General features: G+C 69.9%; 14 protein-coding genes and 1 tRNA gene. 5 read left to right on the top strand and 10 right to left on the bottom strand.

The window, feature by feature from the left end; genetic code table 11:
• Positions 1 to 35: 35 nt before the first annotated feature.
• A complete protein-coding gene (locus NY1_RS00440; protein ID WP_067706497.1) occupies positions 36 to 1,124 on the top strand; it encodes a TIGR03857 family LLM class F420-dependent oxidoreductase in 1,089 nt (362 codons plus the stop codon).
• Between the two features lie 28 nt (positions 1,125 to 1,152).
• Positions 1,153 to 1,407: a S1 family serine peptidase gene (locus NY1_RS00435; RefSeq protein ID WP_067706494.1), complete on the top strand. Its 255-nt coding sequence runs from the start codon at positions 1,153 to 1,155 to the stop codon at positions 1,405 to 1,407.
• 274 nt (positions 1,408 to 1,681) lie between these two features.
• On the opposite strand, the gene NY1_RS45025 is transcribed toward NY1_RS00435, so the two are convergent.
• The 3 genes from NY1_RS45025 to NY1_RS00425 form a co-directional block, all read right to left on the bottom strand.
• On the bottom strand, positions 1,682 to 2,905 hold the full coding sequence (locus NY1_RS45025; protein ID WP_157575167.1) for a hypothetical protein: 1,224 nt from the start codon (positions 2,903 to 2,905) through the stop codon (positions 1,682 to 1,684).
• Positions 2,906 to 3,006: 101 nt separating this feature from the next.
• On the bottom strand, positions 3,007 to 3,930 hold the full coding sequence (locus tag NY1_RS00430; protein WP_067706490.1) for a D-alanyl-D-alanine carboxypeptidase family protein: 924 nt from the start codon (positions 3,928 to 3,930) through the stop codon (positions 3,007 to 3,009).
• 43 nt (positions 3,931 to 3,973) lie between these two features.
• Positions 3,974 to 5,167, bottom strand: coding sequence for an alpha/beta hydrolase family protein (locus tag NY1_RS00425; RefSeq protein ID WP_067706487.1), 1,194 nt, complete (start codon positions 5,165 to 5,167; stop codon positions 3,974 to 3,976).
• A 114-nt stretch (positions 5,168 to 5,281) separates the two neighbouring features.
• On the opposite strand from NY1_RS00425, the gene NY1_RS00420 reads away from it, so the two are divergent.
• Entirely contained in the window at positions 5,282 to 5,878 is a 597-nt protein-coding gene (locus tag NY1_RS00420) for a TetR-like C-terminal domain-containing protein (protein WP_067706484.1), read from the top strand.
• On the opposite strand, the gene NY1_RS00415 is transcribed toward NY1_RS00420, so the two are convergent.
• The 3 genes from NY1_RS00415 to NY1_RS00405 are packed head-to-tail and all read right to left on the bottom strand — an operon-like array spanning position 5,875 to position 8,151.
• Positions 5,875 to 6,288: a PPOX class F420-dependent oxidoreductase gene (locus NY1_RS00415; protein ID WP_067706482.1), complete on the bottom strand. Its 414-nt coding sequence runs from the start codon at positions 6,286 to 6,288 to the stop codon at positions 5,875 to 5,877. The genes NY1_RS00420 and NY1_RS00415 overlap by 4 nt on opposite strands.
• A 47-nt stretch (positions 6,289 to 6,335) precedes the next feature.
• Complete coding sequence (locus NY1_RS00410) at positions 6,336 to 7,178, bottom strand: acyl-CoA thioesterase (RefSeq protein WP_084534582.1); 843 nt, start codon at positions 7,176 to 7,178, stop codon at positions 6,336 to 6,338.
• A 49-nt stretch (positions 7,179 to 7,227) separates the two neighbouring features.
• Positions 7,228 to 8,151, bottom strand: coding sequence for an LppP/LprE family lipoprotein (locus NY1_RS00405; protein WP_067706476.1), 924 nt, complete (start codon positions 8,149 to 8,151; stop codon positions 7,228 to 7,230).
• A 158-nt stretch (positions 8,152 to 8,309) separates the two neighbouring features.
• On the opposite strand from NY1_RS00405, the gene NY1_RS00400 reads away from it, so the two are divergent.
• Entirely contained in the window at positions 8,310 to 8,957 is a 648-nt protein-coding gene (locus NY1_RS00400) for an ankyrin repeat domain-containing protein (protein WP_157575166.1), read from the top strand.
• 7 nt (positions 8,958 to 8,964) lie between these two features.
• Here NY1_RS00400 and NY1_RS00395 read toward each other — a convergent pair whose 3' ends face one another.
• Positions 8,965 to 10,227: a vWA domain-containing protein gene (locus NY1_RS00395; RefSeq protein WP_067706470.1), complete on the bottom strand. Its 1,263-nt coding sequence runs from the start codon at positions 10,225 to 10,227 to the stop codon at positions 8,965 to 8,967.
• Positions 10,224 to 11,468 carry a sigma 54-interacting transcriptional regulator gene (locus tag NY1_RS00390; protein ID WP_084534484.1) on the bottom strand — a complete coding sequence of 415 codons (1,245 nt, stop codon included), beginning with the start codon at positions 11,466 to 11,468 and terminating at the stop codon, positions 10,224 to 10,226. The genes NY1_RS00395 and NY1_RS00390 overlap by 4 nt, the downstream gene beginning before the upstream one ends.
• A 432-nt stretch (positions 11,469 to 11,900) precedes the next feature.
• On the opposite strand from NY1_RS00390, the gene NY1_RS00385 reads away from it, so the two are divergent.
• Positions 11,901 to 11,973, top strand: a tRNA-Arg gene (locus NY1_RS00385).
• 35 nt (positions 11,974 to 12,008) lie between these two features.
• Here the strand turns inward: NY1_RS00385 and NY1_RS00380 are convergent.
• Both NY1_RS00380 and NY1_RS00375 read right to left on the bottom strand, forming a co-directional pair.
• Positions 12,009 to 12,494 carry an FKBP-type peptidyl-prolyl cis-trans isomerase gene (locus NY1_RS00380; RefSeq protein WP_067706467.1) on the bottom strand — a complete coding sequence of 162 codons (486 nt, stop codon included), beginning with the start codon at positions 12,492 to 12,494 and terminating at the stop codon, positions 12,009 to 12,011.
• Positions 12,495 to 12,514: 20 nt separating this feature from the next.
• The gene (locus NY1_RS00375) at positions 12,515 to 12,946 is read right to left on the bottom strand and encodes a hypothetical protein (RefSeq protein ID WP_157575165.1); all 432 of its coding nucleotides are present in this window, start codon (positions 12,944 to 12,946) and stop codon (positions 12,515 to 12,517) included.
• Between the last annotated feature and the right edge of the window lie 96 nt (positions 12,947 to 13,042).

Raw genomic sequence — 13,042 nt, 5'->3', positions numbered from 1 at the left:
CCCCTCTCGAAATCCATTGGAGAAGTAGCACTCTCATGCTCGAACAGTTGAACGAACTCGCCTACTACTGCATTACCCGGCATCCGGCCGACGCGCGCGTGCTGCTGCCGGAGGCCCGGGACGCGGAACGCCTCGGCCTCGGCTCGTGCATGATCGGCGAGCGGATGACCGTCAAGGATTCCGCGGTGCTGTCCGGCGGTCTGGCCGGATGTACCACCGAACTCGGAATCGCCGCCGCCGCAACGAATCACCACACCCGGCATCCGATGGTGACGGCCACCATGGGGTCCACCATGCAGGCCATCACCGAGGGCCGGTTCGCCATGGCGTTCGGGCGCGGTATGGCGGCGAACTGGAAGGCGATCGGCCTGCCCGCCGTCACCGAAGCGCAGTTGCGCGATTTCGTGGGCATTCTGCGGCGGCTCTGGGCGGGCGAGACCATCCTGAATCACGAGGGGCCCGCGGGGTCCTGGCCGGTGCTCTACCACCAGAACGGCCTGGACGACGCCCCGCCGATCGGCTTCGTGGCGGTGGGGCCGAAGACCATGGAGCTGGCCGGGGCGATCGGCGACTTCGTGGTGCTGCACACGTTCTTCTCCGACGAGGCGACCGCGAATTCCGTTGCGGCCGTGCGCCGAGGCGCGGAACGGGCGGGCAAGGATCCCGACAGCGTGCGCATCTGGTCGTGTCTGGCGACCGCCAGCGACGCCCTCACCCCGGAGGATCAGCTGCGCCGCCGGACCGGGCGGCTGGTGACCTACCTGCAGGCGTACGCCGATATTCTGATCGCCGCCAACGGGTGGGATCCGCAAGTGTGGGAACGGATTCGGGCGACCGAGCTGTACCAGAACGCGGCAGCGGCCGGGCCCATCGACGCATCCGCTTCGGTGGAGACCCTGGAGCAGATCGACGCGCTCATCCCCGACGAATGGCTCGCCTCCGCCGCCTACGGCACGCCCGAGCAGTGCGTGAAGAAGATCTCCCGCGAATACGACCTCGGCTGCCATTCGGTGATCATGCACGGCGCGAGCCCGCACGAACTGGAATCGGTGGTCGAGCACTATCGCGCCAACCGGCCGGTGCTGCGCCGGGCGGTGGCAGCCAATCCGGGCAAGTTCGCGTGAGCGCCGCTGACTGTTCGCCGGCGAGGAGGTGCCGATCAGGCGCATCGCGATTCATCCGGGCTACGAGATCGCCGATGCCGCCGACGGTGTCCGCCGGGTCCACAACGACGTGGCGATCGTCGAACTGTCGAAACCCGTTGCCGGACCGGTCCTTCCGATCGCCACCGTCGCCGACCCGGTCGGCACGCCGGTCACCGCGCTCGGGCACGGCAATACCGGAGTGATTGGGCCCTGTCCCCCACCCCGGTCTGGGCGCCCGCCCCGCTCGGAGATATTGCGCTGAAGGGTGATCCGCGTATCGGAAGCACCCTGACCTGCCATGCGCCGGAGTGGGACGGACACCCGGACGCCGTCGCCTACCAGTGGCTCGTCACCCGCGTCGACGAGCAGGGACGGGCGATCGACATCCCGGTATCGGGCGCGACCGATCAGCCCCGATTCACTGTCCCGGCCGAGGCGAGCGGCGCGACGGTCAGCTGCATCGTCACCGCTCAGAACGACGGCGGCACGGCCGGTGCGGGCAATGCGATCCAGATCCCCGGCGCGTAGCGCGAAAACTACTGGCAGGAACCGCTTTCCGCACGATCGAACGCTTCCGACCAATCCGCCGGAGAGCTGAGGAACGGCGGCGGCACCTGCGCACGCATGGCCGCGAGCCCGCCCGGGAACTTGTCCGCCTGATTGAGCAGGCCCTGGCAATAGCCGCGGACAGTGGCATCGTGCATGTCCCGGGGCGCCTGCGTCGTCGGATCCGGCGGCGCGGGTGCGGGTTCGGGCTCAGCGGGCTGCACCGTCGTCGGAGCGGGTCGCGTCGTCACCGGGGGCGGTTCGGGGGTCGGTGCCGGAGGCTCCGGCGGCGGCGGTTCAGGCGGCGGCGGAGGCGCGGGTGGGCTCGTAGTCACCGACGTGGCGACACTAGTAGTGACCGCCGTGGTCGTAGCCGGGGCCGAACTGACCGCGCGCGACGTGGTGCCGACAGTCGCCGCAGCGGGCGTTATCTCATCACCCTTCGCAGCGAGCACCACCACTCCGGTTGTCCCACCGGCGATCACAACGCCGAGAACAAGAGCAGCAGCCCAAATGCGCGGGGTACGAAAGACCGTCGGCTGCGGACCGAGCGCCGACGGAACCCGCACCGACCGTTTCGATTGCCGATGCCGCGCCGAGGAATCCGGCCGCTGATCCCGCGCTGATGAATCCGTCCGCTGATCCCGTCCCGAATGAGGCTGCTGCACTATCGGTTCTGAATCGGGCTGCCGCGCTACCGGTTGCGAATTGGGCTGCCGGGCGTGCGGTTCCGGCCGCGAAGGGGGTGGGGTTGGGTCTGGGCGCGGGTTCCGGCGGAGGAGTTCGGTTCGTAGGGGGCGGGGTGGGGGTGGGGCGAGCATGGCCAGTAGTGCGCCGCGGGCGGCGGCCAGGGCGGGGCCGTCGCCCAGGTGGGTGGGGTTGTGGGCGGTGGCGGTGGAGATCGGTAGGAGCCGTAGGGTATTCGCGGTGTAGCCGACGGTGGCGGCCGCGTGGGTGAGCAGGCCGGCTTGGTGGGGTAGCCAGTTGTCCGGGTAGGCGAGGACCAGGCCCAATGGCGGCGGGCCGCCTCGGGTGGACCAGGCGGCTTGCAGGGCGGTGCGGAGGACGCGGATCGCTATTTCCGGGTCGGGCGGGACGGCGGGGACGTCGAGGGGGAGTTCGAGCGGGATCACCTGTTGCACAGCGAGATCCAGGGTTGCGGCGGCTGTCGCGGTTGGACCGAAGCCGATGCCCAGTAGCCATTCGCCTGCCACCACGCGCCTCCTGGACGATCGTCAGACTGGCGCTCAGTATAGGCAAAACGGACACGCGTGGACCCGGATCGGCGAAGGCGGAGAGATCTTGGTCGGGGCGGTCAGCCGATCGGCAAGGCCGCGAGGATCGGGCCGTAGCCCCAGTTCAGCATGCGCTGGGCATCGTCTCGGGCGGCTGCGCCGCTGCCCGAAGAGCTGTGCAGGACAACGCCGATCATGGGAATGCCGGCGCGGACCGTCTCGAACAGCAGGCAGGCGCCGGCGGCGTCGGTGGAACCGGTCTTGATGCCGATCGCGCCGGGGTAGTCGTGGAGCAGCAGGTTGGTGGTTTCCCAGACGTGGTCGCGGTTCGCGGGGCCCGCGGGCAGGTGATAGCTTCGCGCACCGGCGATTTCGCGGAATACCGGGAGCACCATGGCGCGCACGCCGAGGGCGATCAGGTCGGCGGGGGTGGAGTAGGTGGAGTAGTCGTCGGGGATGGGCAAGCCGCTCGGATCAGTGAAGTGGGTTGCGGCCAAGCCCATTTGGCGGGCGGTGTCGTTCATTCGCGCGATGAAGCCGTCCTGTCCGGGCCCGTACGCCTCCGCGAGGGTGTAGGCGGCGTCGCAGCCCGAGGGCAGCATCATCGCGTAGAGCAGCTGGCGCGTGGTCAGCACCTCACCTGCGGACAGCCCGGCGGTGCTGCCGTCATTGCTGACGCAGTAGGAGATGCTCGCCGCCGGGACCGTGACCGCGCGCTCCAGGTCACCGGCATTGATCACCACCAGGGCGGTCATCACCTTGGTGATGCTGGCGATCGGCAACTGGGTGTGCAGTTCCCGCGACCACAGGATGGTGCCGGTGATCCCGTCCGCCAGCGCCGCCCCCGGAGCCCGCACGCCGTCCGGCTCGGAACCCACCCAGGGCAGCGGGAAGATCGGGGCGCTCTCGGCGGGTGCGGCGGTCACGGTCTGGCCGGCTCCGACGAGCAACGCCCCGGCGACGGCTACCTGCAGCAACTTCGCGAATGTCGGCACGCGCCACATTCTGCCTGCCGATCCCGCCGCCGCCCGGCCGACACGAGCGGATTCACGCCAGTGTCTCGTCCAGCCAATCGAACAGGTGGCGGTGCAGGGTGGCCCGGCCGCCGTAGCTGCAATGTTCGCCGCCGCCTTCGTTTTCCGGCATCTCCACCAGCGTGGCGGGGCATTTCAGCGCCGCGTGCAGCAGCTTCGGCTCGCCCGCGAACATATCGTCCTCGGGGTCGAAGATCAGGGTCGGGGCCACGATCCGGTCCGCGATGCCGACCAGGCTGTAGTCCTTGGTACGGCGCACATAGTCGGAGCAGGAGTCCGCGCCGAACGTCCACCGCCCGTTGCGCAGCGCCCAGCGAATGCTGGTGTTGTGGGCCATCATCAGCGCGATGACCGGCTCGGACAGCTCGTCGCGCCCGTCCATCACCCATTCGGCCAGGAACGGCGGGACCGCGCGCAGGTGGAAGGCGTGATAGTCGTACAGCCCGCCGTCGGTGATCAGCGCGGCGATGCGGTGCTCGAAAGCGGCGGCGCGGGCGACCAGGTAACCGCCGAGGCTGTAGCCGTGCACGGCGATTCGAGCCGGGTCGATCTCGGGGCGGGTGAGCGCGTAATCGATCACCGGGGTGAGCACGTTCTCCCAGTCGTGACGGAAGAACAGGTGCTGTTCACGCAGCGCCGCGCCCTGGCCGGGGCCATCGTAGGCCAGGCAGTTGTAGCCCCGGCGCAGCGCCGCCGCGGCGATCGCGAAGTACGCCTCTTCGACGATGGAATCGAAGCCGCTGGTGAAAACGACCGTGGGACGCGGGATTCCGGAATCGTCGACCAGGAAGAGATAGCCCGGAAGCGTGGTGTCCTCGTAGGGAATCTCCACGGCCCGCACCGGGGTGTCCATGAGTTCCGCCGCGGCGGCGAAGGTGGCGCGGGCGCGCTGTGACGAATCCTTGGCGTCGGCATCGTCGAATGGATTGTCGCGCAGGTAGAACTCGCTGGTGCGGTAGTAGTTCGAGGCTCGCAGCAGGGCCTCGCGGGCGCTGACGCGATGCCCGGCGGCGAGCGCGGCCTGCCCGGCGGCCTCGACGCGTGCCGCGGTCGCCTTCCACTCGCGGTACCAGGACGCTTCGTCGCCCTCGGCGATGGCGCGGGCGGTCACCAGTACCTCCCCCAGGTCCGCGCCGTCGTAGCTGGCGAAGCAGGCGGTGCGCAGGGTCTCGAAGGAGAAGGACTCGTCATCGAAGAGGAATTTCATGGTTTCGACGCTTCCATTTATCGAGTCGGAACGGTTCCGTCTCGTCTATGACTCGAACTGTAGCGCCGGATCAGTCGAGACGCAACCGTTCCGTCTCGTGCTAGATTGGGCGGCATGGCCAACCCCGTACGCCGCGCAGCCGGCGGCCCGGTCCTACAGGACGCCCTCACCGACGCCTTGACCAGCGCCTTCTTCGAGGAGCTGGCCGCGGTCGGCTACGGGCGGCTGTCCATCGAGGCGGTCGCGCGGCGGGCGGGGGCGGGCAAGGCGGCGGTGTATCGCCGCTGGCCCTCCAAACAGGCCATGGCCGCCGACCTGATCACCAAGGTCGCGGTGGCGGCGGCCGAGACGCCCGACACCGGCACCCTGCGCGGCGATCTGCGCGCCTACCTCGGCGCGGCGGCCGACGGGCTCCGGCATCCCTTGGCGTCGAAGATCATTCCCGATCTGCTGGCGGAAGCGGGCCGCGAACCGGCGCTGGCCGAGAGCCTCGCCGAGGGTGTGGGCGGCGCGCGCCGGGAACGAGCCGCGGACCTGCTGCGCCGGGCCATCGCCCGCGGTGAACTCCCGGCCGACCTGAATATCCCACTCGCCCTGGACTTTCTGGCGGGACCGCTCTACTGGCGGCTCACCGTCAATGCCGCCCCGCTCGAACCCGGCTATCTCGACGAGCTGATCACCATGCTGCTCACGGCCTTCCGCGCCACCTAGAGATTCCGCGCTCCCCCATCCGGATTCGCCGGATCGATATGCCACTGGTGCACGCGCTCCGGGTGGATGCGAATGATCTCGTGCGAGAACCACTGCGGAGCCACCGGAATGTCCTCGACGCTGATGATCTCCGCGCGCCCGCGAATCTCGATGCCGCGCCCCCAGCCCGGCTTCACCTCGGCGGGATCGTCCGGGGTCATATCGTCCACCACCAGGCTCACGTATTCGTTGGCCTTCACGTTCCGATACCGCTGGGCATTCGGGTTCGGGCCGCCGATATCGATGGTGTCGTCGGCATTGAGGCGGAAGCCGACCGCCACGATATTCGGCCGGTTGTGCTTGGTGACCGTCGCCAGGCGGGCCAGCCGCTGACCGGCGAGGTAGCTGCGTTCCACTTCGGTAAAAGGCATACGGCTCACCGTAGAAGCTCGAGCTGGGTTGAGGTCAAGCCGACCGCTCAGCGCGCCGCCCGCATCAGCCCGTGGGCGCTCGCGGAGGCCACCAGATCGCCTGTCCGCGTGAATATCTCGATCCGGCCGAACATCCGGCCGCTGCCGGCGAACGGGCTGCGGCAGCGCAGCAGCAGCCAATCGCGCACGTCGACCGGGCGATGCACGGTGACGGTCTGGGCCAGCATGGCCGAGGTGCCGATGCCGCCGAGCCGCTCGATTTCCGCTTGCGGATAGGGCCGCAGCGCGACCGGCCCCAGGAACGCCTCGCTGGCGTGGGCCAGCAGGGCGCGCGAGACGACGGGCTGCTCGGGCGCTTTGCCGCAGCGCATCCACACATCCAGCGATGGCGGGCCCGCCACGTCCGGCCCCAGCGCGTCCGCGCCGCCGAGGGTCCGGACCTCCCAGGGCAGCAGCGCGCACGGCAGTTCGGCGCAGTCCTCGGGCCCGGGCACCTCGGGCGGCAGGTCTGCATCGTGGGCGATGAAGTCCGGTTCCCCGGCGCTCAGCATCACCAGGGCGCGCGCGTGTTCGCGTTCCTGCTGCCGGAAACTCACCTGCACCGTCGCCAGCGCCCGGCCCGACTGCACGACCTCGACCTCCACATCCACAGGGCGATCGGCATATCCACCGCGCGGGAACACAGCGTGCAGGGACTGGACGGTCATCTGCGGCACCGTGCGCTCCGCCGCCACCACGGCCTGCGCGAGGGTCTGGCTGCCCAGCGTCGTCGGGAGCGTCGAAGTCACATTGCGGGCGCGGAACCGGCCCGGACCGGCCTCCTCGAGATCGAGCACGTCGAGCAGGTCGGTCAGGTCGACCACCGGCCACATTCGGGTACCACCAGCCATCGCGAAATGCTCGCACACCGCGGCTGTTTCGCTGTAGCCGAGGGTTCGCTCAGTGGCAGATCTTGCTCGCGACGTCCGCCGGAACGCCGAGTTCGGTGCAGCGCAGGGCACTCCCGAGATCCACCGGCTGCCAGCCGCCGCTGGTCGCCACATAGTGGAACAGCACCTGCGCCCGATTGACCGTGTTGTTGTGGGTGCCGCTGTGCGCCATGGCCCAGTCACCCGCGCATTCGATACCGTCCTCCAGCTCGATCGGCTTGGCCAGGCGGGATTCGACATCGGTGCCGCTCAAGGCTTCCAGCAGCTTGGCCTTGGTGACGGGGCAGGCCGAGCCGCCGGCGGGGCCGGGATCGGTTACCTGCGTGGGGAAATCGCGATCCGGGGTCACCGTGCGCCCGTCCGAGCCGAGGGTGAGCGTGACGACGACCGGCCCGCCCGAGGGGCAGCAGCTGGCGTCCTGGCCGGTCAGCCAACGGTATCGGACCTGCACGCTGCGATCGGAGGATCCGGTCACCGCGGTGTAGGAGGTCGATTTCTTGGTCGCCGTGCCCAGATAGCCGGCGTGGTTGAACAGCATCACGTGCCACGGCGAGCTGGCGGTGCCGCGCGGCGTGCCGGCCAGCACCCACAGCAGCGCCGGGCAGGAGCCGACGGCCGCGTCGGTGCCGCTGTCCGCGTAGAAGCCGTCGCCGCCGACGTTCGCGCCGAGCTTGGCCAGCGCCGCGGTGACCACCGGCGAACTCAGATCCACGCATTTGCCGTTTCCGGCGGTGGCGGGCGCGCTGTCACCGCTCGAAGTGGTGGCCGGTGGCTGTTGTGTGCCGGGGCCCGGTTCCGATGACGTCCCGCCGGTACCGGCCGGACTCGTCGCCGCTGTCGACGTGCCGCCCGACTGCGGCGACCCGTCGTCCTGACAGCCCGCCGCCAAGGTCAGCGCGGCCACCGCCATCACGATGCCGACGATCCTCTTCATGTCGATCCCCTTCCCTGGTCCTGACGAACACGTCGTACCCCGGACGAGGTTCGTTGCGCCCCAGCTTTCATGGGCATCGAATCATCCGACCGGCGGCCGGGGTTCTCGGAGATCATGGGTCAGGGACGTTTGCGCGGGGAGTGAAGACCATGTTGCTGATGCCGAGAACGGTTTCCTGCGGGGGTGCGGAACATGCGGTGGGGTATCTGAACGGCAAGCTGTGCGCGCCTGCGCACGATGCCGCCGAGATCGAGCGGGAGCAGGCGCTGCTCGCGTTCGGCGGGCGGGCGACCGGGTGCTTCGAGCAGTTGTTCGGGGCCTACCGGGATTGGATTCAGCGGCAGATGCAGATGGTGATGGAGAACCGGCACGCGCGGGGAGCGGGGTCGGTGGCGGAGCTGATCGAATTGGTGCGGTGCGGTGGCGGATTGGATACGCGGGCGGCACGGGACGGGTATACGCCGCTGGAAGTGGCTTGCGCGGTGGGGCATTCGGAGACGGTGCGCGGATTGCTGCGGTTGGGGGCGGATCCGCAGGCCAATGGCGCTCGGGCGCTGCGCGTCGCGGCCACGCACGGGTTCGGGGAGGTGGTGGGGATCCTGCTGTACGCGGGGGTGGCGGTCGATCACGCGGATGCGGCGGGGCGGACGGCCCTGCACGTGGCGGCCGCCAACGGGCAGGCCGGGGTGGTGCAATTCCTGATCGCGGCGGGGGCGGACCGGGACCGGGTGAACAAGCGCGGGGAGACGCCGTGGCAGGAGGCCATGGCGCACGCGCACTTCGATCTGGTGGTGTGGCTGTGCTGAATTCCGTTCAGTCCGAGCTGGTTTCGATTTCGACGGCTTCGATCCAGCCGGGCGGGCGCGGCGGGTTCTCGCCGATGAGGACGGCGATCACGCGCGCGCCGGGGGTGACGGCGGGCCAGTCGGTGTAGCCGTCGGTGAGGACGACGATCACCTGGGGTCGCTGCGGCAGGCGCAGGGCGGCGTCGATGCCGACGGTGAGATCCGTTCCGCCGCCGCCGCGTAGCTCGATCTCCTCGATGCGGGTCACCTTGCGGACGGTGTGCACGGCGGCGTCGCAGGTGAGCACGGTGACGCGTTCGGCGCCCAGGCCCACGCCGCGCAGGATGCCGGTGATCTCGGCGTAGGCGACGGCCAGATCGTCGGGGCTCATGGAGGCGGAGGTGTCGATGACCACGGCCACCCGGGGCAGCGGGCGGGCCAGGGCGGGCAGGATCACCTGGGGCACGGCCGCGCCGCGGCGGGCGGGACGGCGGCGGGTGTAGTCGACGGCCCCGCTGGCCCACGAAATCGCTTCGCGCAGACCACCGCTCAGCTTCAGGCGCCAATCGACCACCGGTTCCAGGGTGTGCTCGGCCCAGCGCAGCCAGCCTTCGGGGACCGAACCGGCGGTGCGTTCGTGGGCGCGGACCGCTTCGGCGGTGGCTTTGCGCAGGGCGGCGGCCTCGGTGGGATGCACGCCGGGGGTGTCGCGTTCGGCGTCGGCCTCCCAGGGGCGGCCGCCCGGGGTGGCGCCGCAGTCGGGTGCGGCGGCATCGAATCCGAAGCGCCGCGCCAATCGCCCCGGGACTTCGTCGTCGCCGAAATCGCCTGCGCTGGAGCCGAACTGCTCCTCCAGCGCAGCGCGGATGGTCCGCACGTACTCCTCGAACATGCGACCTTCGGGGAGATCGAACAGGCCCGGCAGCATCGCGCCCTCCGGCAGCACCAGTTCGTCCGCCACCAGATCGTCGTTGATCTCGCAGTCCTGGGCGATGTTCACCAGCATCGGGTGCACCGGTTCCGGCAGCTGTTCCGCGCGTTCGAAATGCGCGCGCAGCAGATGCGAGACCTCGTGGATGAGCACGCCCGCCAGCGCCGGAACCTCGTTGTGCGCAACGAATTCCGGACCGACGTAGCAGCGCCATTTCGCGTCCACGCCGATGGTCGGCACCAGCTTCGAGGGCACGAAGGTCAGGGCGTAGAGCGCCGTGGCCAGGTACGGGCGATCGGTGGCGGCGCGGAACCGGGCCGCCAGCAGTTTGGTGCGATCCACCTCGGCCGCGGCGGTCACGGCCGGGACGGCATTCGGCCGGCGAGGCGCAGCACCTCGATGAAGGCGTCCAGCACCGGCGGTGCGGGCCAATCGTTTCCGGCGCGCAGCGCGGCCAGATCGAAGGCGGCGCGGGCGGCCACATCCGGGGAACCGGCGTGCACCGCCTTGCCCAGCACCTCCCAGCCCGCCTCCCAGCGCGCCCGGGTCACCCGGCCCTGCACGGCCGCCACCACCGCGGTGAGGAAGGCCAATTGGCGATCGCCGCGCGCGGGCAGCGCGAACGCCGCCGGGTCGGCCAGCACCGCTTCCGGATCGGGCAGATCCAGCTCGTCGATGAAGGCCAGCAGTTCCAGCCCCGCGCCCGGGCCCACCGCACCGGAGACGGCCAGGGTGATCGCCTGCCGGTCCGTGCCCGCGGCGAAACCGAAGGCGAGCAGGCGCATCACCATCTCCCAGGTACGCGGGGACGGCCAGGCGCGGCCCCGGTCCTCGGTTTCGGCGGGCAGCCGATGGGTGAGCACCGGTCGCGCGGAAAGGAATCCGGCCACCAGGCCCCGTGCCCGCGCCACCGCGGACGGGCCCGCCGCCGGATCCACCTGCGGCACCGTCACGGCCGGCCAGGTGCCGGCCAGCCCCCTGGACACCACGGCCGGATCGTGCACCCAGTCCAGGTGCACGAAGCGGTTCGCCAGTGGCGGACTCAGATGCCAGCCGTCGGCCGCGCTCGCCGCCGGATTCGCCGCCGCCACGATCCGCACCGGCGGCGGCAGATCCAGGCTGCCCACCCGCCGTTCCAGCACCACCCGCAGCAGCGCCGCCTGCACCGCCGGTGGCGCGGAGGACAATTCGTCCAGGAACAACAGCCCGTGCCCGGCGCGCGCCAGTCGTACCGCCCAGTCCGGCGGCGCCATCGGCACCCCGTTCACCGTCGGATCCGCCCCCACGATCGGCAGGCCCGAGAAGTCCGACGGCTCGTGCACGCTCGCGATCACCGTCTCCACGCTCACCCCCAGCCCGACCCCCAGCTGCCGCAGCGCCGCCGTCTTCCCGATCCCCGGCTCACCCCACAGCAGCACCGGCAGATTCGCCCCCACCGCCAGCGCCAGCGCCGACACCGCCGCGTTCTCCGCGGGCTCGTAGCGATAGTCGGTGCAGCGCGCCAGCAGTGCGTCCGCCACCGCCAGCGCGTTCACCCCGGCCGCCCCCGCGCCGTTCGTCCCCGCCCCGTCACCGATATGCCCGTCCAGTTGCTCGACCATGTTCGGATCCTCCCTCCGTTTCCCCACTGTGCCAGAGGATTTCGCGGCTGCCCACGGCCGCTGTTCACGGGCGGCGCGGGCGCTGCGCCAGGGGGCTTGATACGCGGGGCTGCGAAATTCGTTTTACCGCTGTGGAAGCCGCTGCTACCGTGATTTCCACGCCTCCCCCGACGAACAGGAAAGGTGGCCCAGTGACCGAGCTCGTACAGCTCCCGTTCGATATCGTCCGCCGCCTCCGCGTCGGCGTACGGAACGTTTTCTGAAGGTTTCGGCGGACGCCGGATCACCTTTACCGCAGGCGAAATTCACCCGGCACGACCGGCCATCGCGCGTGTGAACGCCATTCCTCCCCCAGGGAAACCGACACCCCCGACAACCCCGCGCACCTCAGTGCCGAGTAGATGTCAAAGCCGACATCCGCGCGGGGTTCGAATGCCCGTGGCTCAATGGACAGAGCGCCTCGCTACGAACGAGGAGACTGGAAGTTCGATTCTTCCCGGGCATACCGTTCTTCGATGATCACCGCTCGGTGATCACCGCTCAGTGATCGTGGTCGTCCTCGCCGTGCGGGTGGCCGTGGGCGAGCTCGTCCTCGCTGGCGTCGCGGATCTCGACGACCTTCACCTTGAAATGCAGGCGCTGGCCGGCCAGCGGATGGTTGGCGTCGATGGTGACCTCGTCGCCGTCCACCTGCACCACGGTGACGATCTGCGATTCGCCGTCCGGGGCCTCGGCATGGAATTCCATCCCGGGCTCCAGCTCGTCGACCCCCTCGAACATGTCGCGATCCACGGTGCTGACCAGTTCGGCCAGGTATTCGCCGTAGCCGTCCTCCGGTTCGATGACGACCTCGAGCTCGTCACCGGCGGACTTGCCCTCCAGGGCCTGTTCCAGACCGGGGACGATGTTCTCCGCGCCGTGCAGGTAGACCAGCGGGGCCTCGCCCACCGAAGTGTCGAGCACCTCGTCATCGTCGCTGGTCAGCGTGTAGTCGATGGAGACGACTTTGTCGGTTGCGATCTGCATGAGGTGAGCCTAGCCAGCAATCAGCCCCGGGTGACGATCAGGTCCACCCGATATTCCGATTGCGCGACCGGCTGCTTGGACCGCGGCTCGGGATGCAGGGCGAGCAATCGCACCTGGTAGTCGCCGACCGAGGCATCCGGGGTGGCGTTGGCGGGACTGTGAAGTTCGAGCCGGGTGTCGGCATTCGCGACCGTGGCGGTCACGACGACGGTGGCCTCACCCGCCCAGACGCAATCGACGTCCACCGGGCAGCGGCTGTCCGAGGGGACCCCGGCCAAACGCAAGGTCAGGCGATCCTCGTCCAGGCGGACCGGGGCGTCGGGGCCGAGGGTGAAACGCGCGCCCAGCTCGGCTGACGACGGGACCGGCGGCGTCTCCGCCGACGACGAGCACGCGGAGGCGGCGAGCAGCCCGGCCAGCATTGCCCAGCGTGCGAAACGTATTGCGGCCATGCCTCATTGTGCCCTCCGATCTCGCCGTCGCCTCCCGGGCAAATGACCGGTACTGGGGCAAGATGGGGTTCGGATTGCCCATGCTAGGGGAGGTTC

Origin of the sequence: Nocardia yamanashiensis NBRC 100130, from assembly GCF_001613325.1 — a bacterium.
Taxonomy (GTDB): Bacteria; Actinomycetota; Actinomycetes; order Mycobacteriales; family Mycobacteriaceae; genus Nocardia; species Nocardia yamanashiensis.
Note: the sequence above shows the minus strand (reverse complement) of the source record. Positions and strands in the feature narration are given on the sequence as shown.

What these genes read in the sequence shown, in the direction of transcription:
- NY1_RS00440 (WP_067706497.1), top strand. Translation starts at nt 36, where the DNA reads ATGCTCGAACAGTTGAACGAACTCGCCTACTACTGCATTACCCGGCAT.
- NY1_RS00415 (WP_067706482.1), bottom strand. Translation starts at nt 6,288, where the DNA reads ATGCCTTTTACCGAAGTGGAACGCAGCTACCTCGCCGGTCAGCGGCTG.
- NY1_RS00410 (WP_084534582.1), bottom strand. Translation starts at nt 7,178, where the DNA reads ATGGCTGGTGGTACCCGAATGTGGCCGGTGGTCGACCTGACCGACCTG.
- NY1_RS00420 (WP_067706484.1), top strand. Translation starts at nt 5,282, where the DNA reads ATGGCCAACCCCGTACGCCGCGCAGCCGGCGGCCCGGTCCTACAGGAC.
- NY1_RS00380 (WP_067706467.1), bottom strand. Translation starts at nt 12,494, where the DNA reads ATGCAGATCGCAACCGACAAAGTCGTCTCCATCGACTACACGCTGACC.
- NY1_RS00400 (WP_157575166.1), top strand. Translation starts at nt 8,310, where the DNA reads ATGCCGAGAACGGTTTCCTGCGGGGGTGCGGAACATGCGGTGGGGTAT.
- NY1_RS00425 (WP_067706487.1), bottom strand. Translation starts at nt 5,167, where the DNA reads ATGAAATTCCTCTTCGATGACGAGTCCTTCTCCTTCGAGACCCTGCGC.
- NY1_RS00390 (WP_084534484.1), bottom strand. Translation starts at nt 11,468, where the DNA reads ATGGTCGAGCAACTGGACGGGCATATCGGTGACGGGGCGGGGACGAAC.
- NY1_RS00375 (WP_157575165.1), bottom strand. Translation starts at nt 12,946, where the DNA reads ATGGCCGCAATACGTTTCGCACGCTGGGCAATGCTGGCCGGGCTGCTC.
- NY1_RS00430 (WP_067706490.1), bottom strand. Translation starts at nt 3,930, where the DNA reads ATGTGGCGCGTGCCGACATTCGCGAAGTTGCTGCAGGTAGCCGTCGCC.
- NY1_RS00405 (WP_067706476.1), bottom strand. Translation starts at nt 8,151, where the DNA reads ATGAAGAGGATCGTCGGCATCGTGATGGCGGTGGCCGCGCTGACCTTG.